The 21432-nt window shown below is 70.3% G+C and carries 27 protein-coding genes; 15 read left to right on the forward strand and 12 right to left on the reverse strand.

The annotated features are described in order from the left end of the window. Positions 1-632 precede the first annotated feature (632 nt). Positions 633-1799: a pyridoxal phosphate-dependent aminotransferase gene (locus ABZ342_RS32320; protein WP_360480982.1), complete on the reverse strand. Its 1167-nt coding sequence runs from the start codon at positions 1797-1799 to the stop codon at positions 633-635. Between the two features lie 29 nt (positions 1800-1828). On the opposite strand from ABZ342_RS32320, the gene ABZ342_RS32325 reads away from it, so the two are divergent. Beyond that, on the forward strand, positions 1829-3127 hold the full coding sequence (locus ABZ342_RS32325) for a DUF445 domain-containing protein (protein WP_155548685.1): 1299 nt from the start codon (positions 1829-1831) through the stop codon (positions 3125-3127). Positions 3128-3469: 342 nt separating this feature from the next. Here the strand turns inward: ABZ342_RS32325 and ABZ342_RS32330 are convergent, their stop codons facing one another. Beyond that, positions 3470-3940, reverse strand: coding sequence for a CGNR zinc finger domain-containing protein (locus ABZ342_RS32330; RefSeq protein WP_155548686.1), 471 nt, complete (start codon positions 3938-3940; stop codon positions 3470-3472). A gap of 90 nt (positions 3941-4030) precedes the next feature. Here ABZ342_RS32330 and ABZ342_RS32335 point away from each other — a divergent pair, with 90 nt between their 5' ends. From ABZ342_RS32335 to ABZ342_RS32345, 3 genes are read left to right on the forward strand one after another with little or no spacing between them, the layout of a single operon-like run. Further along, positions 4031-4399 carry a VOC family protein gene (locus ABZ342_RS32335; protein ID WP_360480987.1) on the forward strand — a complete coding sequence of 123 codons (369 nt, stop codon included), beginning with the start codon at positions 4031-4033 and terminating at the stop codon, positions 4397-4399. Between the two features lie 25 nt (positions 4400-4424). Further along, positions 4425-4769, forward strand: coding sequence for a zf-TFIIB domain-containing protein (locus ABZ342_RS32340; protein WP_277875473.1), 345 nt, complete (start codon positions 4425-4427; stop codon positions 4767-4769). 1 nt (position 4770) lies between these two features. Further along, on the forward strand, positions 4771-5382 hold the full coding sequence (locus ABZ342_RS32345; RefSeq protein ID WP_360480990.1) for a nucleoside kinase: 612 nt from the start codon (positions 4771-4773) through the stop codon (positions 5380-5382). Here the strand turns inward: ABZ342_RS32345 and ABZ342_RS32350 are convergent. Further along, positions 5379-6551, reverse strand: coding sequence for a methyltransferase domain-containing protein (locus ABZ342_RS32350; RefSeq protein WP_360480993.1), 1173 nt, complete (start codon positions 6549-6551; stop codon positions 5379-5381). The genes ABZ342_RS32345 and ABZ342_RS32350 overlap by 4 nt on opposite strands. Before the next feature lie 147 nt (positions 6552-6698). On the opposite strand from ABZ342_RS32350, the gene ABZ342_RS32355 reads away from it, so the two are divergent. The 7 genes from ABZ342_RS32355 to ABZ342_RS32385 all read left to right on the forward strand — a co-directional run bounded on the left by ABZ342_RS32355 (position 6699) and on the right by ABZ342_RS32385 (position 11962). Further along, positions 6699-7136: a helix-turn-helix transcriptional regulator gene (locus ABZ342_RS32355; RefSeq protein WP_360481076.1), complete on the forward strand. Its 438-nt coding sequence runs from the start codon at positions 6699-6701 to the stop codon at positions 7134-7136. Between the two features lie 2 nt (positions 7137-7138). Further along, positions 7139-7828, forward strand: coding sequence for a hypothetical protein (locus ABZ342_RS32360; RefSeq protein ID WP_360480996.1), 690 nt, complete (start codon positions 7139-7141; stop codon positions 7826-7828). Positions 7829-8035: 207 nt separating this feature from the next. Beyond that, positions 8036-8329, forward strand: a complete 294-nt coding sequence (locus ABZ342_RS32365) for a DUF2516 family protein (RefSeq protein ID WP_155548692.1) — start codon at positions 8036-8038, stop codon at positions 8327-8329. A gap of 47 nt (positions 8330-8376) precedes the next feature. Beyond that, complete coding sequence (locus ABZ342_RS32370; protein ID WP_155548693.1) at positions 8377-8919, forward strand: YbaK/EbsC family protein; 543 nt, start codon at positions 8377-8379, stop codon at positions 8917-8919. Continuing rightward, a complete protein-coding gene (locus tag ABZ342_RS32375) occupies positions 8916-9923 on the forward strand; it encodes an ornithine cyclodeaminase family protein (RefSeq protein WP_360481001.1) in 1008 nt (335 codons plus the stop codon). The genes ABZ342_RS32370 and ABZ342_RS32375 overlap by 4 nt, the downstream gene beginning before the upstream one ends. Beyond that, positions 9920-11353 (forward strand): aromatic amino acid lyase, encoded by a 1434-nt coding sequence (locus tag ABZ342_RS32380; protein ID WP_360481004.1) that lies wholly within the window; start codon positions 9920-9922, stop codon positions 11351-11353. The genes ABZ342_RS32375 and ABZ342_RS32380 overlap by 4 nt, the downstream gene beginning before the upstream one ends. 57 nt (positions 11354-11410) lie before the next feature. After that, positions 11411-11962, forward strand: coding sequence for a cadmium resistance transporter (locus ABZ342_RS32385; protein WP_360481007.1), 552 nt, complete (start codon positions 11411-11413; stop codon positions 11960-11962). Here ABZ342_RS32385 and ABZ342_RS32390 read toward each other — a convergent pair. Genes ABZ342_RS32390 through ABZ342_RS32405 form a run of 4 tightly spaced genes read right to left on the reverse strand, consistent with a single transcriptional unit; the run spans position 11959 to position 14435 of the window. Beyond that, on the reverse strand, positions 11959-12135 hold the full coding sequence (locus tag ABZ342_RS32390; RefSeq protein ID WP_360481010.1) for a DUF397 domain-containing protein: 177 nt from the start codon (positions 12133-12135) through the stop codon (positions 11959-11961). The two genes, ABZ342_RS32385 and ABZ342_RS32390, sit on opposite strands and share 4 nt — an antisense overlap. A gap of 16 nt (positions 12136-12151) precedes the next feature. Beyond that, complete coding sequence (locus tag ABZ342_RS32395; protein ID WP_360481013.1) at positions 12152-12988, reverse strand: helix-turn-helix transcriptional regulator; 837 nt, start codon at positions 12986-12988, stop codon at positions 12152-12154. Between the two features lie 38 nt (positions 12989-13026). Continuing rightward, complete coding sequence (locus tag ABZ342_RS32400; RefSeq protein ID WP_360481016.1) at positions 13027-13740, reverse strand: ABC transporter permease; 714 nt, start codon at positions 13738-13740, stop codon at positions 13027-13029. Continuing rightward, positions 13737-14435: an ABC transporter permease gene (locus ABZ342_RS32405; protein ID WP_360481019.1), complete on the reverse strand. Its 699-nt coding sequence runs from the start codon at positions 14433-14435 to the stop codon at positions 13737-13739. Before ABZ342_RS32405 ends, ABZ342_RS32400 begins: the two co-directional genes overlap by 4 nt. 137 nt (positions 14436-14572) lie before the next feature. Here ABZ342_RS32405 and ABZ342_RS32410 point away from each other — a divergent pair, with 137 nt between their 5' ends. Then, positions 14573-15496, forward strand: a complete 924-nt coding sequence (locus tag ABZ342_RS32410; protein ID WP_155548700.1) for an ABC transporter substrate-binding protein — start codon at positions 14573-14575, stop codon at positions 15494-15496. On the opposite strand, the gene ABZ342_RS32415 is transcribed toward ABZ342_RS32410, so the two are convergent. After that, positions 15493-16266: a class I SAM-dependent methyltransferase gene (locus tag ABZ342_RS32415; protein ID WP_360481023.1), complete on the reverse strand. Its 774-nt coding sequence runs from the start codon at positions 16264-16266 to the stop codon at positions 15493-15495. The genes ABZ342_RS32410 and ABZ342_RS32415 overlap by 4 nt on opposite strands. A gap of 30 nt (positions 16267-16296) precedes the next feature. Further along, complete coding sequence (locus ABZ342_RS32420; protein WP_360481026.1) at positions 16297-16779, reverse strand: MarR family transcriptional regulator; 483 nt, start codon at positions 16777-16779, stop codon at positions 16297-16299. 84 nt (positions 16780-16863) lie between these two features. On the opposite strand from ABZ342_RS32420, the gene ABZ342_RS32425 reads away from it, so the two are divergent. After that, positions 16864-17298, forward strand: a complete 435-nt coding sequence (locus ABZ342_RS32425) for an SRPBCC family protein (RefSeq protein WP_360481029.1) — start codon at positions 16864-16866, stop codon at positions 17296-17298. A gap of 95 nt (positions 17299-17393) precedes the next feature. Next, positions 17394-18410: an NADP-dependent oxidoreductase gene (locus tag ABZ342_RS32430; RefSeq protein WP_360481032.1), complete on the forward strand. Its 1017-nt coding sequence runs from the start codon at positions 17394-17396 to the stop codon at positions 18408-18410. Here the strand turns inward: ABZ342_RS32430 and ABZ342_RS32435 are convergent. From ABZ342_RS32435 to ABZ342_RS32445, 3 genes are read right to left on the reverse strand one after another with little or no spacing between them, the layout of a single operon-like run. After that, the gene (locus tag ABZ342_RS32435; RefSeq protein ID WP_360481035.1) at positions 18407-19036 is read right to left on the reverse strand and encodes a haloacid dehalogenase type II; all 630 of its coding nucleotides are present in this window, start codon (positions 19034-19036) and stop codon (positions 18407-18409) included. The two genes, ABZ342_RS32430 and ABZ342_RS32435, sit on opposite strands and share 4 nt — an antisense overlap. A 4-nt stretch (positions 19037-19040) precedes the next feature. Next, positions 19041-19655 carry a pyridoxamine 5'-phosphate oxidase family protein gene (locus ABZ342_RS32440; protein ID WP_360481038.1) on the reverse strand — a complete coding sequence of 205 codons (615 nt, stop codon included), beginning with the start codon at positions 19653-19655 and terminating at the stop codon, positions 19041-19043. Between the two features lie 9 nt (positions 19656-19664). Beyond that, entirely contained in the window at positions 19665-20276 is a 612-nt protein-coding gene (locus ABZ342_RS32445; RefSeq protein ID WP_360481041.1) for a TetR/AcrR family transcriptional regulator, read from the reverse strand. Between the two features lie 90 nt (positions 20277-20366). Here ABZ342_RS32445 and ABZ342_RS32450 point away from each other — a divergent pair, with 90 nt between their 5' ends. Continuing rightward, positions 20367-21416 (forward strand): NAD(P)-dependent alcohol dehydrogenase, encoded by a 1050-nt coding sequence (locus tag ABZ342_RS32450; protein WP_360481044.1) that lies wholly within the window; start codon positions 20367-20369, stop codon positions 21414-21416. The last annotated feature ends 16 nt before the right edge of the window (positions 21417-21432 follow it).

Raw genomic sequence — 21432 nt, forward strand, 5'->3', positions numbered from 1 at the left:
TGGGGTCTTTCTCCGGCCAGGTCGCAGTTCCCTCGGGGCTGCACTCTTTCTAGCACCGCTCGGGAGTCTTTCATCTCTCCCGCTTTCGATCCAGCCCGTAAGGCGGAACGGCCCTACCGGGCAAGGTATCTGCGGCCGACAAGTTGATCACTCTCAGTGCCGTTCGGGTGCTCCGCTACGGCCATTCGGACGAGTACTGCAACTTGCACATTCGAGCGTTGACCTGATGTTTCCGGCGCCGCGGTCGCTTTCCGTGCCGACACAGTGGCTTTGGGTGCGCGCACCGCTTTTCGGCCGGATGGCCGGGAAGACGTCCGGAGGGTGCGACCCGCATTGGGCCGAATGGGTCCACAGTGGTCGGTCCACCGGCATCCGCGCCGGTCGGGCCACTCCGGTCCGTGATCGTCGACGGCCGGATGCTCGCTGGTCCGGACCGGGCTCGCCAGGCGGCGCCGCAGACACGGAATCGCCTTCATGATCGCGGAGCGTGACTGCCCGCTACGGCAACCGGTCGACCCCCACCCCGCGTGCCGGACCGGTCACCGGACGCGCTCGGCCTCGGCGCGCGCGGTTCGCCGGCTTTTCTCTCCCGAATTCCCCGCCGGAAAGTTTCCGCCTCGTCGCCGCGGTCGTCAGACCAGTTTGCGCAACCGGGTGACGCCTTCGTCGATGACGTCGTTGCGCTTGCAGAACGCGAAACGCAGGAGGTGTTTCCACTCGTCCGGGTGATCGGTGAACACCTTCACGGGGACCGCGGCGACGCCGACCCGGCCGGGCAGCTCCCACGCGAGGTCGGCGGCGTCGGTGAAGCCCAGCGGCCGCACGTCGACGCAGACGAAGTACGTGCCCGCCGTCGGCCGCACCGCGAACCCGGCGTCGGCCAGCCCGGCCGACAGCCGGTCGCGCTTCTCCTCCAGCGACGACCGCAGGCCGTCGACCCAGGCCAGTTCGTGGTCGAGCGCGTGCGCGACGGCCGGCTGCAGCGGCCCGCCGGACACGAAGGTGATGAACTGCTTCGCCGCCTTCACCGCCGCGACCAGCTCCGGTGTCGAGCAGACCCAGCCGATCTTCCAGCCGGTGCAGTTGAACGTCTTCCCGGCGCTGGAGATGCTGACCGTCCGCGGCCGCATGCCGGGCAGCGTGACCAGCGGGATGTGCTCGTTGTCGTCGAAGACCAGGTGCTCGTAGACCTCGTCGCAGATCGCGATGAGGTCGTGCTCGACGCACAGCGCGGCGAGCGACTCCAGCTCGGCGCGGGTGAACACGGTGCCGGTCGGGTTGTGCGGCGAGTTGACCAGGATCGCCCGCGTCCGCGGCGTGACGGCGGCGCGCAGGCCCTCGACGTCCAGGCCGAACCGGCCGTCTTCGCCCTCGACCAGCCCGACGACCTTGCGTTCGGCGCCCGCCATCGCGACCGCGGCGGCGTAGGAGTCGTAGTAGGGCTCGATGACGATGACCTCGTCGCCGGGCTCGGTCAGCGCGATGAGCGTCGCGGTGATGGCCTCGGTGGCGCCGGCGGTGACCAGGATCTCGGTGTCCGGGTCGTACTCGGTGCCGTAGCGCTGCCGGTGCCGCGCGATCGCCGCGCGCAGCTCGGGCCGCCCGGGCCCCGGCGGGTACTGGTTGGCCCCGCCGAACAGCGCGTTCTTGGCCGCTTCGAGCATGCCGGCCGGGCCGTCGGTGTCCGGGAAGCCCTGGCCGAGGTTGACGGCGTCGTGCTTGACCGCGAGCGCCGTCATCTCGGCGAAGATGGTCGAGGTGAACGGCCGGAGGCGGGGGACGAGAGCAGGTTCGCGCACGATCACCGATCCTCGCGGACAATGGCAGGGTGGAGCAACTGACCCCCGCCAAGGTGACGCCCGCCGACCCGCCGGGCGGCGCCGCCGGCGAAGAGGAAAAGCGGCGCGCGCTGCGCAAGATGAAGCTGGTCGCGCTGTCGTTCCTGATCGGCGCCACCGTCGTGTTCCTGCTGACGAGCTGGGCGCAGTCGGCCGGCTGGCCGGGCTGGGTCGGCTACGTGCGAGCCGCGGCCGAGGCCGGCATGGTCGGCGCGCTGGCCGACTGGTTCGCCGTCACGGCGCTCTTCCGCCACCCGCTCGGGCTGAAGATCCCGCACACGGCGATCATCCCGAACAAGAAGGACGCGCTGGGCAACAGCCTCGGCGACTTCGTCGGGTCGAACTTCCTGTCCGAGGAGGTCGTCCGCGACAAGCTGAAGCGCGTCGAGCTTTCGCGGCGTCTCGGCGGCTGGCTCGCGCAGGAGGACAACGCCGAGCGCGTGACGTCCGAGCTGGCGACGATGGTCCGGGCGGCGGTCCGGGTCCTGCGCGACGAGGACGTCCAGGCGATCATGGAGCAGGCCGTCGCGCGCCGGATCATCGACAAGCCGTGGGGCCCGCCGCTGGGCAAGATCCTGCAGGGCGTGTTCGCCGACGGCGCGCACCACAAGCTGGTCGACCTCATGTGCGACCGCGGCTACGAGTGGGTCCGCGACAACCACACGACGATGCTGCGCGTGGTGTCCGACCGCGCGCCGAGCTGGTCGCCGAAGTTCGTCGACGAGATGCTCGCGGACAAGGTGTACGGCGAGGTGCTGTCGTTCGCGTGGGCGGTCAAGACCGACGTGAACCACCCGATGCGGCTGGCGCTGGACAAGTTCCTCGGCGAGTTCGCGCAGGACCTGCAGACCGACCCGGAGGTGATGGCCCGCGCCGAGCAGGTGAAGGGCCAGATCGTGCACCACGAGGAGGTCCAGCGCCTGATCGGCTCGGCGTGGAGCACGGCGAAGGAGATGCTGCTGACGGCGGCGGAGGACCCGTCGAGCGAGCTGCGCCGGCGCGTCCGCCTCGGCCTGACCTCCCTGGGGACGCGCCTGGTGTCGGACGACCAGCTCCGAGCGAAGGCCGACGGCTGGGTCGAGGGCGCGGCGGCGTACCTCGTGAAGAACTACTCCCACGAGATCACGACGATCATCACGGACACGGTCGAGCGCTGGGACGCCGAGGAGACGTCGCGCAAGATCGAGCTCCAGGTGGGCCGTGACCTGCAGTTCATCCGCATCAACGGCACGGTGGTGGGTGCGCTGGCGGGGCTGGTCATCTACGCGGTGGCGGAGCTGCTGTTCTGACGGCTGAGGCGTATACCACAGCCGGGGGAGGTTCAAACGAGTTGTCCACAGGAAGCTGAGTTATCCCCGGGGTTATCCACAGGTTTTCACGGTGATGGCCTAATGGGTGTCCACAACGTATGGGGGCGGGGCTCTCTGGGGCGTGGATATGTGGGGGGTTGCGGCTGAGTTGTCCACAGCCGTTCGTGGGTCCGCCGCTCGGATGAGAGGAACTTGGCGGGGGGCTTGAGGGGGCTTGAGGCCGCCGCTTGGCCGCCCCGCCCGCTACCCCGCCCTGGCGGCTCGCACCGGCTGCTTGCCCGCGCCGCCCGCCGTCCCTCGTGTTGCTCGCTGCCCAGCGCCTCAGCCCGCCGCGGTCTCCGCCGCCCGGGCTCGCCAGCCGCGGGCCTTCTCGCGGTTTCCGCACACCCTCATCGAGCACCACGTGCGGGACCTGTTCCTGGACTCGTCGTAGAACGCCCACAGGCACGTGTCGGCCGGGCAGATCTTCAGCCGGATCCACTCGCCGCGGACCACCAGGCGGGCGCAGGCCGCGAACACCGCCCCCACCACGTCGTCCGCGACCAGCTCCGGGCCGTCGTCCGTCAACGAGATTCGCGTGCCCACGTCGAGGCTTCCGCCGGGCAGCCGGGGGTCGCCGACAGCGGCTCGCAGCGCGTCTCGGGCCGCGCGGGCCTCGGGGGCCGGATTGGCCGTCAACGCCCTCCCGGCCGCCCACCTGTGCCACTGCCCGGGATCTTCGAGCAGGTCAGTGCCCTCTTCGACGTTGACCGTGTTGAGGAACTCCACGACGAGAGACGCGTCGGTGTGCACCCACCCAGTGTACGGCGGTCGGTGGTTGCTCCCGCGCGTAGTAACCCACATACTACGAACAATGGTTACTCGCGATCGAAGGGAGCGACGATGAGTGCGGTACCGACGCTGGGTGTGGTGGCGCTGGACTGCCCCGACCCGGTGGCACTCGCCGGGTTCTACCGGGCCGTGCTGGAGTGGGACGCGCCCGATGTCGCCGACGACGGCCACTGGGTCACGCTCGCCAACCCGCTCGGGGGCGCCGGCCTCGCCTTCCAGCGGGTGGCCGACTACCGGCCGCCGGCCTGGCCGTCCGCCGAGAACCCGCAGCAGCTGCACTTGGACCTCAACGTCACCGATCTCGAAGCGGCGCACGAGCGCGTCCTCGGTCTCGGCGCGAAACTGCTGGACGACGCGCCGGAGACGTTCCGCGTCTACGCCGATCCGGCGGGCCACCCGTTCTGCCTCTGCGCCTGCTGACCGATTTGTGCGTAGGCTCGCATGTGTGATTTGTCCGAAGTGTCAGAACCAGATGCGGACCGTGGACAAGAACGGCGTCCACATCGAGCAGTGCGAGGGCTGTCGCGGGATCTTCCTGGACCGCGGTGAGCTCGAAGCGATCGCCGGTGCGGAAAGTTCGTTCTACGGCCGCCAGCCACCGCCCTACCAGGGCGGCCACGGCCGTCCCGACTCGCCGCGCCCCTACCGCGGCGGCCATCCGGACTCGCCCAAGGCGTACCGCGGCGGGTACGCGGACTCGCCGCGGCCGCATCGCGGGTACTCGGATTCGCCGAGGCCGTACGGGCACGGCAACCGCAAGCGCGGCTTCCTCGAGAACCTCTTCGACTGAGGTGGGTCTCGACCTGCGGATCTGCCCGGCGTGCGGCGATCTGGCGGAGCGTCCCATCGTCGCGGGCACGGTCCTCACGTGCCGCCGGTGCGGCCACGAGTGGCCGTTCCGGAAGCTGCCGCTGTTCGCGCTGACCGGCCCGAGCGGAGCCGGGAAGTCGACGGTGGGGCCGCTGCTGGCGGCCCGGCTCGGTGGTGACGTCGTCGTGCTGGACCAGGACATCCTCTGGGTCGGTGCCCTGCGCGACGAGGTCGGCACGTTCCGGTCGGTGTGGCTGCGGATGGCGGCGATGCTCCACCAGAACGGCCGGCCGGTCGTGCTGTGCGGCACGGTCGCGCCACCGGAGTTCGAGCCGCTGCCGGAGAGGGCGTTCTTCAGCGAGATCCACTACCTGGCGCTGGTCGGCACGCCGGAGTCGCTGGGCAGGCGGCTGCGGGCGCGCCCGGCGTGGCGGGAGTGGGACGAGCCGCGGATCGAGGAGATGCTGGAGTTCACCGAGTGGCTCCGGAAGTCGGCACCGGAGCTGGGCGTCGACCTCTTCGACACCACGGACGTCTCGACGGAGGCGACGGCCGACCACGCCGAGAAGTGGATCCGCGACCGGCTGCCTTAGCCGAGCGGCCAGGTGCGGCCGCCCGGTTCGTCGAGCCAGAACTCCTGGCGTTCGGCGGTGACCGTCACCCCGAACCGGTCGCGGTCCGGCTTGTCCAGCTCGCACCACTCGACGTAGGCCGCTTCGGCGAGCTCCCACAGGGCTCGCGGGCCGCCCTGGGCCACCTCGTCCGCGCCCGCGCGCTTGCGGTGGCGGACCCACGAGCCGTCCGGGTGGACGAGCGCGACGCCGCTGTCGCCCGGGCCGCCCGCCGCGTGCGGGTCCGTGCCGTCGCCGTCGCGCACCGGCCGCACGCCCGGCATCGCCAGCCCGGCGAAGAACTCGAACTGCCGGCGCGGCTGGAGCACCGACGCCATCGGCAGCCGCGTCTGCTCCCAGTCGTCGCGCGACGGCATCGGCAGCGGATCGGCCTGCGCCAGCCGATGCGCGCGAAGCGGCATGAAACGGCCGTCGCGCGCGAGGACGCGGCCCTGCGCGGTGCCGTCCTCGCCGGCGACGAGCCGGACCAGCCCGGCGCCGATCGGCCGGTTCAGCGTCGTCACGATCAGCCCGTCCGGGGTGGTCTGCGCCAGCCACGCGAGCGGGATCGAAGAAACCGAAGCGGTGCACAGCACCCGGTCGAACAGCGTGCCCGCCGGGAAGCCGAGCGCGCCGTCGCCCACCGCGCACGTCGGCCGGTAGCCCGCCGCGGCCAGCCGCTCGCGCGCCTCGCCGGCGATCACCGGGTCTATGTCCACAGTGGACACCAGGCCGGCGCCGCAGCGGTGGCTCAGCAGTGCGGCGTTGTAGCCGGTGCCGGTGCCGATCTCGAGCACGCGCTGCCCGTCCCGGACCCGCAGCTCCTCGAGCATGATCGCCATGATCGACGGCATGCTCGACGAGCTGGTCGGCGTGCCCGCCACCGGCCCGGTGCGCCGGGCGAGCTCCCAGCGGTCCGGGTCGTCGTCCAGCTGCGTGACCAGCACCTCGCGCGAGTAGACGGTCTCCAGCCAGCCCGGGTCGTCCCGGTCGACCGCCGCCCACAGCCCGCCCGCGGGTGCGAAGAACCGCGGCAGGAAGACGTGGCGCGGTACCGCCCGGAACGCGGCGATCCATTCCGGGGCGTGCAGGACGTCCTCGTCGAGCAGGTGCTCGACGAGGCGCCGCCGCAGCCGGGCCGAGCGCGTCATGCGACCACGTTAGCGGGTGAGGACGGCCACAGCGGCTATTGCAAGCAGAGTGCTTGCAATAGCTAGCACCCGCGCGTACCGTCGAAAGGGTCGCGAGGAGGTGACCGGATGGCAGAGACCGGTGGGACGTCAGGATCCGGCAGCCCCATGGACAAGGTCGCGGACATCGCCTCCGACATCGGCGAGTACATCCGCCAGCAGCGCAACACCGCGAAGATCTCGTTGCGCCAGCTGTCGAAGCTCGCCGGCGTGTCCAACCCGTACCTGAGCCAGATCGAGCGCGGGGTGCGCAAGCCCAGCGCGGAGATCCTGCAGCAGATCGCGAAGGGCCTGCGCATTTCGGCGGAAGCGCTGTATGTGCAAGCCGGGATCCTCGATCTGCCGACGGGTGGCCCGGTGGGCGACGCGATCCGCGCCGACGCCGAGCTGACCGAACGGCAGAAGCAGGTCCTGCTCGACGTCTACGAGTCCTTCCGCCGGGAGAACGCCGCGGCACGGCCGGCCGCCGAGTCGTCTCCCGCTCCGGACGCCGTGGACACGTCCGACACCCCAGACATCACTCCAGCCGCCAACACCAGGGAGTAACCATGACCACGCCCAAGACCGAAGACGTCAAGAAGGCCGTCACCACCGCCCTCGACCAGGTCCGCACCCCGCTGCTCGCCGCGCTCGGCGCCGGCAACCTGGCCGGGCAGGCCGTCACCGACGCCGTGGCGAAGGCCCGCGAGAACGTGACCAAGAGCGGCGAGACCGCCCGCAAGAACCTGCAGGAGCTGCCGACCGACGTCGAGAGCCTGCGCGAGAAGCTGGACCCGGCCGAGCTGCGCAAGGTCATCGACGAGTACACCGAGGCCGCGCTCAAGCTGTACAACAAGCTGGCCGAGTCGGGCGAGCAGGCGTGGGACAAGTTCTCGGCGCAGCCGCAGGTCAAGAAGGCCATCGAGCAGCTCGAGGAGGCCCTGACCACCGCGCAGGGCCAGGTCGAGGGTGTGACCTCCGAGGTCCGCGAGCGCGTCGACGGCGTGCTGGGCACCTTCACCAAGCGCACCCGCTCGGTCGGCGAGAAGACCGCCCGCAAGGTGACCGAGGTCGCCGGCGACGCCGCCGAGGCCATCGAGGAGCTGGGTGACGACGTCGCCCACGAGACCCGTTCCGCGAGCCGCAAGGTCGCGAACAAGACCGCTCCGAAGACGGCCACCCCGGCCCGTCGCACGACCACCGGCACGACCACCAGCGCCGCCGCGAAGAAGCCGGCCGCGCCGAAGACCGACAAGTAAAGCCGAAGGCCGACCGGTAACCGAGCCGATGTTCACCGATCCGACCACAGCCACGGCCGCATGGCTTCGCAGCGACGGTCACGTGCCGCGTGAGGGGCGGCCTGCTTTTGGCCGGATTGGTAAATAAGCCGTGAACACCCCGGCCCCGCCACCGCACCCCGGTGGCGGGGCCGGGGTCGTTCGGGCGGTTTGCCGTAAGCTGTCGCTGTGCTGGTTGCCATCTGGATCCTCGAAGTAGTCCACTGGGGCAGCGCGCTGGTCGGGCTCTTCGCGTTCGTGCACGCGCTCCTGCAGCGCGCCGACGCCTACTCGGCGGCCGACCGCAAGACCAAGCCCATCTGGATGCTCATCACCGGCGGCGCGACGCTCGCCATGGCGCTGTTCAGCGTGATGGGCCCGGGGATGATCTTCTGGGTGCCGGCCATGGCCGCGGCCCTGGTCTACATCGTGGACGTCCGCCCCAAGCTCATCGAGGTCCAGCGCGGCGGCTCCAACTGGTAGCCGCCGACGGCCGGATCGGCGGCGATCGGCACGGTTAGGGTGGCGAGGTGACCTGGACGATTGCCGGGAGCCTCACCGTGGTTCCCGCCCCCACGCGTACCGACCTGCTCGCCGACCCCGTCGCCAAGGCCCTGGAAGCGCTGGCCGACCCGGACGCCGTCGGCGTCGCCGAGATCGACCCGGCGCTGGCCGACACCGCCGCCTTCTGCGAGACCTACGGTTCGCCGCTCGACGCGTCCGCGAACTGCGTCGTCGTCGCCGGCAAGCGCGCCGGTGAAGTCCGGTTCGCGGCCGCGCTCGTGCTCGCGACGACCCGCGCCGACGTCAACGGCGTGATCAAGCGCCGCCTCGACGTCCGCAAGGCGTCGTTCGCGCCGATGGACGAGGCCGTCTCACTGACCGGGATGGAGTACGGCGGCATCACGCCCGTCGGCCTTCCCGCCGACTGGCCGATCCTGATCGACCAGCGTGTCGCCGACGCTCCCGAGCTGGTCATCGGCAGCGGGATCCGCGGCAGCAAGCTGCTGATCTCCGGCGCCGCGCTGGCCTCGCTGCCCGGCGCCGAGGTCATCGAGGACCTCGCCAAGTGACGTCCGTCTGGCTCCGGTACCTCACCGGTGCCGACATCGACTCGCTCGGCGTCACCGAAGCGGACATCGTCGGCGCGGTCGAGGACGTCCTCGGCGACCACGGCCGCGGCCAGGTCGTCTTCGAGCCGCGCACGCACCTCGTGCCGGACAACGGCGGCAAGGGCCACTTCAACATCCTCCGCGGCCACCTGTCTGCGAAGCAGGTCAGTGGCGTGAAAGTCGTCGGTGACTTCGTGGGGAACTTCGAACGGGGCCTCCCTTCCGAAATGGCGTTGATCCTGCTGCTCGACCCGGACACGGGCATGCCGCGGGCCATCGTCGACGGCACGATGATCACCGAGGCCCGCACCGGCGCGATGACCGCCGTCGGCGCGAAGTACCTGGCGCGCCCGGACTCGCGGGTGCTCGGGCACATCGGCGCCCGCGGTACCGCCTGGTGGAACGTCGTCCTCCTCGACTCGTTGTTCGACTTCGCCGAAATCCGTGTGACCAGCAAGCGCCCGGAGCCCCGCGAGGACTTCGGCCGCCGGCTCTCCGAACGGCTCGGCAAGGACGTCCGCGTCTGCGCCACGGCCGAGGAGACCCTGGACGGCGCGGACATCCAGGTCGAGGCCTCCCGGCTGGTCGAACCCGAACCGCTGGTGCGGCGCGAGTTCCTCCGGCCGGGCACCTTCCTGGTGCCCTACGGCACGATCAGCGCGCTGGAGCTCACGCTGCTCGACGACGTCGACAAGGTCGTCGTCGACGACTGGCGCGAATCGCAGTCCGGCAACCCGCGGTTCGGCGCCCTGCGCCCGCAGCTCAACGCCGGCCTCCTCACCGCGGACGGGGTCCACGCCGAGATCGGCGACATCGTGGCCGGGAAGAAGCCGGGCCGCGAGCACGACGCCGAGCGGATCCTGTTCTGGCACCGCGGACTGTCCACAACGGACGTCGCGGTGGCGAACATGATCCTGGCCCGTGCCGAGGCTTCCGGCGTCGGCACCATGCTGCCGTACCGATGATCATCACTGGAAGCGAGTTCGCCGACGGTGAACGGTTGGTTCTGGACAAAGCGCTGGTCACAGCGCTGAAGGAGCGCCGGAACGCGCTCTTGACGGCGCTCGAAAGCCGCGAAAAGCCCGTCTACGGCGTCAACACCGGCATGGGCCGCCTCGCGGGGATCGCCCTCGACGCGCGGCAGCAGGCGGAACACCAGCGCAACCTGCTCATCGGCCGCGCGGTCGGCGGCCCGCCGTGGCTCCCGCCGGAGGACGTCCGGTCGCTGCTCCTGGTGCGGCTGCGCGACTTCCTGCAACCGTGGTCGGGAGTCAGCGCCGAACTGGTGCAGTTCCTGGTAGACCGCCTGAACGACGGGTTCACGCCCGCCGTGCCGCGCGGTGGCCTCGGCAGCTCGGGCGAGATCATCCCGTTGTCGCACGCTTTCCAGACGTTCCTCGGCATCGGCACCGTCCTCGAAGACGGCGTCGAAACCCCTGCGGCGGACGCGCTCGCTCGCCGAGGTGCCGAGCCGTATGTGTTGGGGCCCAAGGAAGGCGCTTCGCTGCTTCAGGGCTCTCCGCTGGCCGTGATGCACGCGCGACGCGGGTGGGCCGAAGCGCGGCAGCTCATCCAGCTGCAGACGCTCACCGAAGCGATGGCGATCGACGTCCTCGGCGCGCCGCGCGAGGTGTTTTCCCCGGTCATGGCGGGCGACGACGACCACCTGCGGCGGCTGCTGGAGGCCCTGACCGGGATGGTGGGCGCGGGTCCCGTGCGCGCCGAAGTCGTGCAGGCGCCTCTTTCAGTGCGGGTCGCGCCGCGCGCGCTGGCGCACGCTTCCCGCGCGAACACCGAACTGCACGAAACCGTGGCGCGCTGGCAGACGATGCCGGGGGACTCGCCGTCGTTCGTCGACGGGGAGTTCCTCCCGGGGACGGCGTACCACGCGGTGGACCTCGGGCTGCGCATGGACGCGCTGACGGCGGCGCTCGTCCACCTCGGCGAGATTTCCGTGCAGCGCATGCACCGCCTGCTCGACGAGCGCTTCAGCGGGCTCCCGGCGCAGCTCACGGCGGATCCGGGGCCGCGGGCGGGGTTGGTGCCGCTGCACAAGCGGGCGGTCGGCGAGCTGCACGCGTTGCGGCGGCTCGCGTCGCCCGCGACGCTCGGTTCGATCGACACCTCGGCCGGTCAGGAGGACGTGCAAGCGTTTGCGTGGGCCGCGGGGGAGCAGCTGCGCGCGGCCGCGACGCACCTCTTCGCGATCACGGCCTGCGAGCTGGTCACCGGGTCGCAGGCGCGGTACCTGGCGCCGGACGGGGTGCCGGGTCTGGGCGCGGCTTACGAATGGGTGCGGTCGGTGGTGCCGCCGGTCGAGGAGGACCGGCCGCTGGGGCCCGAGGTGGAGCGGTTGATCGCCGCTTGCCGCGAGGACGGCCTCACCGGTGCCTGAGCCTCGGGCGGTCGGGCAGGTGGCCGCGGTGACGAGCGTCGACGGACTTGCGCGCGCATGAACCTCGGCCTGATCGGGCAGGCCGCGGCGATGTTCGCCGTGACGAACGTCGACGACCTCGTGCTGCTCGCCGTCTTCTTCGGGCAGGCCACCGCGCTGACGGTCGTGGCCGGGCAGTTCCTCGGCTTCGGCGCGATCCTGGCCGTCTCGGTCACGGGCGCGCTCGGGGCCGGGTTGCTGCCCGACGGTGCCGTCCGCTGGCTCGGCGTGCTGCCGGTGCTGCTCGGGATCCGGGCGGCCTGGCAGGCGTGGCGCTCCGGAGACGGCGAGCCGCCGCCGGCCACCGGAGTGCTCGGCATCGCGGCCGTGTGCTTCGCCAACGGTGGCGACAACGTCGGTGTCTACGTGCCCGCCTTCGCCGCGACTGGGCCCGGCGGCCTGGTCGGCTACAGCGTGGTGTTCCTGGTGGGCGTGGCCGTGTGGTGCCTCGCCGGGCGGTTCCTCGCGACGCGGCCGGGTGTCGCGCGGGTGCTCGCGCGGTGGGGACACGTCGTGCTGCCCGTGGTGCTGATCGCGCTCGGCGTGCTGATCCTGCTCGGGGCGTTCTAGCGGGCGATTTCGCCGATGTGGCGCCAGGTTTCGGGCGACACGGTCAGCGTGCCGGACGTCGGCGCCTTCGAGTCGCGAACCGCGACCGAGCCGGGCGTGAACGCAACCTCGACGCAGTCGGCTCCGTTGCCGCCGGCACTGTGGCTGCTCTTGCGCCAGCAGAAGTCGGACACGATTGCTCGCCTCCAGTCAGATCTCGGCGATCACCTGCCGGATCAGCCGAATGGAGTCCGGCTCGTCGTAAGCGATGTCGGCGAGGTGGCGGAAAACCAGCCTAGCAGCGTTGACGTCCTTGGATTTCTCGAACTGGAGTGAGCCGAAACCGTGCTCGACGTAAGCGATGTCCGGTTCGGCGAGCTGCGGATAGCTGAGGACGGTGAAGCTGCCGTTCCGACCGGGGTGGAGGCCGTGGTGGATCGGCACGACCTGCACCGTGACGTTGGGCAGTTCCGCGCACTCGACGATGTGCTCAAGCTGCACGCACTGCTCGTTCGGGAGCAGGTCGGGGCGCCGGAGCGCGGACTCGTCGATGATCGCGTGCAGCAGGAGGGGCGGATCGTCGGTGAGGCGCTTCTGGCGGTGCAAGCGGACGGCGACAGCGTTCTCCAGCCGACGACCGGACATCGGATCACGCGTGCCCGCGAAAGCCGCGCGCATCCAGGCTTCGGTCTGCAGGAGGCCGGGGATGAGGCCGAGCTGGTAGGTGCGGACCTCGTCGGCGTCGGCCTCCAACGGGATGTAACCGCGATCGTCGAGGCCGTAGGCGTGCCACCAGCCCTTCTCCCACGCGCGGTCGTACTGGCGGACCCAGTCGTCGTAGTCCGACACGATCACGCCGTAGCGGTCGAGCAGCGCCAGAAAGCCGTTGTAGTCGGGGAGATGGCCCAGCTCGATGCGGCTCATCTTGTTCTTGTTGAACCGCATGGGCTCGCCGGCTTCGACCTGCGTGAGCCCGGCGTCCTCACGCAGCCGTCGGAGCTTGTTCGCGAGCAGGCGCTTGCGGGCGTTGGGCTTCGGCCGATCCATGCACGGATCGTAAGGCGTGACTGCGCAGGGTGAGATTCCTACGACTCGCGGCGGGCGTTCTGCAGGGCCAGGCCTCGGGGTGTGGCCAAACGGGTGATCAGCGCGAACAGGCCGTCGCACGCCAGCGCCAGGACCACCGCGGCCAGACCGCCCGCGAAGATCTCGCCGTAGCCCGCCGCGCCCAGCGCGAAGCCGTCGACGATGTAGCGGCCGAGACCGCCGCCGTCGTTGACGATCGCGCCGATCGCGACCGTCGCGATCAGCTGGAGGAACGCCACCCGCGCGCCGGCCAGGAGCACCGGGGACGCCAGCGGCAGCTCGACGCGGAACATGATCTGCCACTCGCGGTACCCCGTGCCGCGGGCCGCGTCGACCGTTTCCGGTTCCAGGGACACCACACCCGCGTACGTGTTCGTGAACAGCGGCGGCATCGCCAGCGCGACGAGCGCGAGCAGCAGGGGCCAGAACGTCGTGTCGAACTCCCAGCGGCTGGCCAGGAACCAGAACAGGATGATCAGGCCGAAGCTGGGGATCGCGCGGCCGATGTTCACCGCGCTGCTCGCGAGGAACGCGCCCTTGCGGTAGTGGGCCAGCCACAGCGCCGCCGGGATCGTCAGTACCGCCGCGATCACCAGCGCCAGCACCGAAAACCGGAGGTGCTCCAGCGTCCGGTACGGGATGCCGGCCTTGTCCGTCCAGCTCCAGCGGTTCGGGTCCGAGAGCCACGCGTTCAGCTGGTCGAGGAAGCTCATCGCGTCCGCACCTTCCGCGACCAGGGGGCCAGCAGGCGTTCGCTGAGCCACAGCAGCAGATCCACGACCACCGCCAGCACCACCGACAGCACCACGCCGACGAGGATCTCCGTCGGGTTGGGCGTCGCCGTCTGGATGCCCGCGCGGATGAAGTAGCCCAGGCCGCCGAGGCCGAGCATCGACGTGACCGTGACCAGGCCGATCGTCGTCACCGCGGCGACGCGCAGCCCGGCGATCACCACCGGCAGCGCGAGCGGCAGCTCGATCTGCCAGAGCAGCTTGCCGCGCGTGTAGCCCATGCCGACCGCGGCCTCGCGGACCTCGTTCGGCACCTGGTCGACGCCCGTGACGATGTTGCGGACCAGGATGAGCAGCGTGTACGTCGCGAGCGGGATCATCGCGGTGAGGAACGTCAGCCCGAAGAACGGCACCAGCACGGCGAACGCGCCGAGGCTCGGGATCACGTAGAGCGCGCCGGCCGTGCCCAGGATGACCGGGTACGACCAGCGGTACCGCAGCGAGAGCACCGCGAGCGCGATCGAGACGACGAGCCCGACACCGAGCGCGGCGGCGGTCAGCGAGATGTGTTCGCCGAGGCGCTGGACGATGTCGTCCGCGTTGCGGTCCACCCACTTCCACTGGAAGATCGGGGGTCCGCTATCGGCGGCCAGCGGGGTCACCGCGGTCACGTGCACCCGGCGACCCTACCCCGATTGGACGGATGTATTCCGAAGACTGGGAAATCGAGGGGTTTTCTCCCAAGATGTGGGCGCTTGTCGGTGGGCGGCGCTAGGGTCCTTTCGTCTGTTCGAGTGACGAGGGAGTGGGATTCGTGCGCTGGTTCCGGAACGCGTCCGTGGTGGCGGTGGCCGTCGCGGCGACGCTCGGTTTGGCCGCCTGTGGGGGTGGCAGCGACAGCGGTGACAAGCCCGCCGCGCAGGGCAAAGGTGGGGCGCCGATCGTCGTCGCGTCCTTCAACTTCACCGACAGCCAGATCCTCGCCGAGATCTACGCGCAGGCGCTGGAGGCCAAGGGCTACCCGGTGACGCGCAAGCTGAACCTGGGCTCGCGGGAGCTGATCTACCCGTCGCTGAAGTCCGGTGAGCTGCAGTTCATCCCGGAGTACCAGGGTGCGGCGATCACCACGGGCTTCGGCAAGGAGGCCGGGAAGACCGCGCAGGAGGAGCACGACCAGCTGGCCAAGCTGTTCGAGCCCAGCGGCGTCGGCCTGCTGAACTTCGCCGCGGCGGAGGACAAGAACACCTACATCGTCAAGTCCGACCTGGCCAAGGAAAAGGGCATCGCGTCCATCAGCGACCTCAAGAAGCTGGACAAGGTCGTCATGGCGGGGCCGCCGGAGTGCGAGAAGCGGCTGCCCTGCTTCCAGGGCTTCAAGGACGTCTACAAGCTGACGAACGCGACGTTCCAGACGATCCAGGAAGCCGGGCCGCGCGTCGAGCAGCTGAAGTCGGGCGCCGTCACGGTGATCCCGGTCGACTCGGTCAGCCCGCTGACCGGCGACTCGAACTACACGGTGCTCAAGGACGACCTGAACATCGTGCCGACCGAGAACGTCGTGCCGGCGGTGAACAAGAAGGTGCTCGACGAGCGCGGCGCCGACTTCGCGACCGCGGTCAACGCGGTGAGCGCGAAGCTGACGACGGACGTCATGCGCGACCTGAACAAGAAGGTCGACTCGGACGGCGAGAAGGCCGCCGACGTCGCGAAGGACTGGCTCTCGCAGGCCGGTCTCTAAACGGTTCCGCGGACCACCCAGGCTCGGGCCGACAACGGGATCGAGCCGTCCGGGCTGGTCGGCAGGCGGCTGCGCAGGAGTTCACGGATCTGGTCCCGGCGGGCCTCGGGAAGTGTCGCGAGGTACGCCGGGGCCGGGCCCTGCGCGCCGAGGAACGGCTGCCAGTAGTCGTCGAAATCCGTGAACACGGTCGGGACCTTGATCTCGTCGACGGACACCCCGGTCAGGCCCGCGTCCGTCCACAAGCGACCGAGCGGCTCCGGGCGGCACAGCGTGAACCGGCGGCCTTCGTCCAGCTCGGCGACCTTCGCCGGATCCAGCTCAGCAGCGGCCTCCCAGAAATGCCGGATCAGCTGCATGCCTTCGGCGAGGTCCCAGAGGTACGCCGCGGCCACGCCGCGTGTCACGCGGGCGATCTCCGCCGCCGCGCGCGCCGGATCGGGGACGAAGTTCAGGACCAGGCCGGAAACCACGACGTCGAAGTGGTCGTCCGGGAAGGGCAGCTCACGGGCGTCGGCGACCGAGAACGACGCGCGCGGATCGGGCACGCTCGCGCGGGCGGTCTTCAGGAATCCCTCGGACGGGTCGACGCCGACGACCTCCGCCGGGTCGCCCGCTTCGAGCACCGCCGACGTCAGCGCGCCGGTTCCGCAGCCGACGTCGAGCCAGCGCCGGCTCGCCGGGACGCCCAGCCGCCGGACGAACACCGGCGCGACCCGGCGGCTCCACCGGCCGATGTAGGACTCGTACGCGTCGCCCGTCTGCCACATGCCTGGGAGTACAGCACAAAGAACCGCTGGTCAGCCGTTAGCCAGGTCACCCGTCGCCGCGTTGCCCGCTGACGTCGCGCGCCGCAGGAAGCCGGCGATCAGGGCCAGCTCCTCCTCGCTGTAGCCGGCGCAGAGATCGTCCATGGCCGTGTTCATCCCCGCGTACAGCCGGAACAGCTCCGCGTTGCGGCCGCGGACCGCGCGCACCGCGACCGCACGGCGGTCGGCCGCCTCCGGGTCGCGCTCGCGGACGATCCAGCCGCCCTTCTGCAGCCGGTCGAGGATGCCGGTCATCGTCGCCGGGTGCAGCCCGGCGCGACGGGCGAGCGCGCTCGGGCTCAGCGGACCGTGCCTGCCGATCAGCTCCAGGCAGTCGAGATCGACGTCCTTGAGCGCGAGGTGGGCGCTGACCTGGTGGTTCAGCAGCGAAAGCTGGTTGCGCAGGTCGCGCAGCGACTCCTTGACCTCGACCGTCGACCGGCGCCGACGGGTGGCGTCCGGAGTAGTGGTCATGCAAGTCAGCCTAACGCGGTGCACTGCCTCCGGGGCGGTGGTGGAATCGTGGGTCAGGATCGGTACCTCGGGCAAAGGAGTGAAATGGGAAAGGTCACGGCCACCGCGGAGCGCACCATCGAGGCCCCGGCCGACAAGGTCCGCGCGCTCGTCGCCGACTACGCCGAAACGCGCCCGAAGCTGCTCACCGAGCACTACCGCGACTACGAGGTGACCGAGGGCGGCGTCGGCGCCGGGACCAAGGCCGGCTGGAAGCTGCAGGCGACGTCCAAGCGCGTGCGCGACGTCAAGGCGACGGTCAGCGAGCCGAAGCCCGGCACGCTGGTCGAGACCGACGCGAACTCCAGCATGGTCACCACCTGGTCGGTCACCGAGGCCGGCGAGCGCAGCGTCGTGAAGATCGAGACCACCTGGGACGGCGCCGGCGGCATCGGCGGCTTCTTCGAGAAGACCTTCGCGCCCGGTGGGCTCAAGAAGATCTACGACGGCGTTCTCGGCAAGCTCGCCGAGATCGTGTGACGCCTCACAATCGGAATGTGCGCCCCGGTTAGTAGGTTGCAGCCAGAGGAATCCGGGGCGCCTGCCCCGCTTCGACAGACTTGAGGAGTTCGACGGTGAACGCACCCACCCAGGCGACCGAAATCCGGCTGGCTTCGCGTCCGGACGGTGTCCCGACGCAGGACAACTTCGAGGTCGTCGACACCGAGATCCCCACCCCCGGTGAGGGGCAGATCCTGGTGCGCAACCTGATCATGAGCGTCGACCCGGCCATGCGTGGCCGCATGCGCGACGTCAAGTCGTACGCGCCGCCCTTCGCGGTCGGCGAGGTCATGTCCGGTGGGGCGGTCGGCGAGGTCGTCGAGTCGAAAGTCGACGACGTCAAGCCGGGCGACCACGTGCTGCACCAGGCCGGCTGGCGCACCCACGCCGTCCTCGACGCCCAGCGCTACGTCAAGGTCGACGCGGCCGCGGCCCCGCTTTCGACGTACCTCGGCGTGCTCGGCATGCCGGGCCTGACCGCGTACGCGGGCCTGCTGGAGTCGGCCGAGTTCAAGCCGGGCGACACGGTGTTCGTCTCGGGCGCGGCCGGCGCCGTCGGCTCGCTCGTCGGGCAGCTCGCGAAGCTGAAGGGCGCCAAGCGCGTCATCGGCTCGGCGGGTTCGGCGGAGAAGGTGCGGCACCTGGTCGAGGACCTCGGCTTCGACGCGGCGTTCAACTACAAGGACGGCCCGGTCGCCGCGCAGCTGGCCGAGGCCGCGCCCGAGGGCATCGACGTCTACTTCGACAACGTCGGCGGCGAGCACCTCGAAGCCGCGATCAACTCGATCACCGTGCACGGCCGGATCGCCGTCTGCGGCATGATTTCGCAGTACAACGCCACCGAGCCGACGCCGGCGCCGCGCAACCTCGCGCAGATCATCGCCAAGCGGCTCACCATCCGCGGCCTGCTGGTGATCGACCACTGGCACCTGCAGCAGCAGTTCGTCAGCGAGATCGCGCCGCTGGTGAAGTCGGGTGAGATCAAGTACTCGGAGACCTTCGTCGACGGCATCCGCAACGCGCCGGAGGCGTTCCTGGGCCTGCTGTCCGGGGCCAACACCGGCAAGATGCTGGTCCGGATCGCGGACTAGAGGACGCCGGCCAGCTCGGTCAGCGACGAAATCGTGTACGTCGGCTCGGGCGAGCCGGGCAGCGGGCGGACGCCGGGGCGGGCGAGCAACGCCGTCCGCAGCCCGGCCGCCTGCGCGCCCGCGATGTCCCAGTCGTGGGCGGCGATCATCACCGCGTTCCGGCCTTCGACGGAGTAGGCGTCCAGGACCTGCCGGTACGGCTCCGGCGCGGGCTTGAGCCGGCCGGCCTGCTCGGCCGAGAAGATCCGGTCGAAGAGCTTGGCCAGCCCGGAGTTCTGCAGCTGCGCCTCGGCGGTGGCGAGCGGCGAGTTCGTCAGCGCGACGACGTCGTGGCCGGCTTCGCGCAGCTTGGCGAGGCCGGCTTCGGCGTCCGGGTGGGCGGGGAGGTGCCGGAGTCCTTCGCCGATCTTCGCGAGGTCCACGGCGTGCCCGTGCCGGGCGGCGACCTCGGTGGCGGCTTCGCCCGCGATGCCCGCGAAATCGCGGTAGCCGCCGGTCGCCGTCACCGTCAGGACGGTGTGGATGGCCAGCCCGAACCACTCGCGCCGCAGCGCGGGCCCGCCGATCAGCGGGTCCATGGCGCTGAGGTCGAGCAGGGTCTCGTTGACGTCGAACACGCAGAGCATGGGTTCAGTATTGCGAGTTCAGCGCGCCTTCGGTGAGTCTCGCGTCCAGTTCTTCCGCCGACGTCGGCAGGGACATCTGGTCGCGCAGGATGGTGCCCATGGTCGGCAGCGCCGCGCGCTCCGGCCAGGTCTCCGGCTGCCACAGCGAAGACCGCAGGAACGCCTTCGCGCAGTGCATGTACAGCTCTTCGACCTCGACGACCACCGCGAGCTTCGGCCGCTTTCCCCGCACCACCAGCTCGTCGAAGTACGGCGCGTCCGCCACCAGCTTCGCGCGGCCGTTGACCCGCAGCGTCTCGTTCATCCCCGGCACCAGGAACAGCAGGCCGGCGTGCGGGTTGTCGATGATGTTGCGGAAGCTGTCGATCAGCTTGTTGCCCGGCCGGTCGGCCAGGACCAGCGTGCGGTCGTCGAGCACCAGCACCGCACCCGCCGGGTCGCCGCGGGGCGAGACGTCACAGCTGCCGTCCGGCGCCGACGTCGCCAGCAGCACGAACGGCGAGTGCGCGATCAGTGTTCGCGCGTGCTCGTCGATGCGGTCGATGATCTTCCGCCGCGTGGTCGGCTTCGGCTCGCCCAGCAGCTCGCGCAAGGCCTCGTGCGTGTCGATGGTCCCCATGTCTTCAAGCTAGCGCGCACCACCGACAGTCCGGCCCGCGATCGCGATCCGGGCGGCCTCCGTCGACTTCTTCACCACGAGGTCCACCGAGTAGCCGTGCTTCACGAAGACGCCGTCGAGCTGGAACGTGCCGTAGCCGTGGGCCTGGGTGAACAGCTGCTCCATCAGCTCCAGCGCCGTCGCCGGGTCGGGGGCGACCGCCAGGCAGCGCATCAGGAACTCGTCGGTGAGCAGGCGGGTCTGTTCGACCAGTTCCACGTGGTCCGGGCTGTGGAGGCCGTCGGCGTAGATGACGTTCATCCCGGCCCGGCGCTCGATCAGGTACCGCGTGTACGCGCCCGCCCCCGCGGCCAGTGCGTCCGCCGGGTCGTCGTGCTCGGCCGCCGCCGAAGCGACGCGTTCGGCCAGCTGGCAGGCGATGTGGCAGGCGACCTCGGCGAGCAGGCTCTCGCGGGTCGGGAAGTGCCGGTACGGCGCGCCGGGGCTGACGTTCGCGAGCTTCGCGACCTTCGCCACCGAGAAGCCCTCGAGGCCCTGCTCGGCGATCAGGTCGAGTGAGACGCGCACGAGCTCGCCCCGGAGGTCGCCGTGGTGGTACTTGCCGCCCATGACCTGGATCACGTCTCCCGATCGAAATATGTAAGACCCCTCTTACGTAGACATGTAAGAGGCCTCTTACTGAAGCAACGGTACTTGAACCTGGAGGGTTCCATGAGCACCACCACGCACGCCATCGCCGCACCGGCGCCGGGTGCGCCGCTCGCACCGACCACGATCGAGCGCCGCGACCTGCGCGCCGACGATGTCCTGATCGACATCGCCTACGCGGGCATCTGCCACAGCGACATCCACCAGGCCAAGGAAGACTGGGGCCAGGCGATCTTCCCGATGGTCCCGGGCCACGAGATCGCCGGCGTCGTCGCCGCGGTGGGCTCGGACGTGACGAAGTACCAGGTCGGCGACCGCGTCGGCGTCGGCTGCATGGTGGACTCCTGCGGCGAGTGCGAGTACTGCAAGGCCGGCACGGAGCAGTTCTGCGTCAAGGGCAACGTCCAGACGTACAACGGCGTCGGCTTCGACGGCGAGAACACCTACGGCGGCTACAGCAACCAGATCGTCGTGAAGGACGCCTTCGTCTGCCGCATCCCCGAGGGCATCAGCCTCGACATCGCCGCGCCGCTGCTGTGCGCGGGCATCACCACCTACTCGCCGCTGCACCACTGGGGCGCCGGGCCGGGCAAGAAGGTCGCCGTGATCGGCCTCGGCGGGCTCGGGCACATGGGCGTGAAGATCGCCGCCGCCATGGGCGCCGAGGTGACGGTGCTGAGCCAGAGCCTCAAGAAGCAGGAAGACGGCCTCAAGCTCGGCGCGACCGACTACTACGCGACCAGCGACGAAGCGACGTTCGACGTCCTGCGCGGCAAGTTCGACGTCATCCTCAACACCGTGTCGGCCAAGCTGCCGATCGACGCCTACCTGAGCCTGCTCAAGGTCGGCGGCGCGATGGTGAACGTCGGCGCGCCCGGCGAACCGCTGTCGTACAACGCTTTCTCGCTCCTCGGCGGCAACAAGGTCCTGGCCGGGTCGATGATCGGCGGCATCGCCGAGACCCAGGAGATGCTGGACTTCTGCGCCGAGCACGGCATCGGCGCCGAGATCGAGACCATCTCGGCGGACAAGGTCAACGAGGCCTACGAGCGCGTCGAGAACTCGGACGTGCGGTACCGCTTCGTCATCGACGCCTCGACCATCGGGGCGTGATCCCGGGGCACGGCAA

It is taken from the genome of Amycolatopsis sp. NPDC005961 (assembly GCF_040629235.1).
Classification (GTDB): Bacteria; Actinomycetota; Actinomycetes; order Mycobacteriales; family Pseudonocardiaceae; genus Amycolatopsis; species Amycolatopsis camponoti.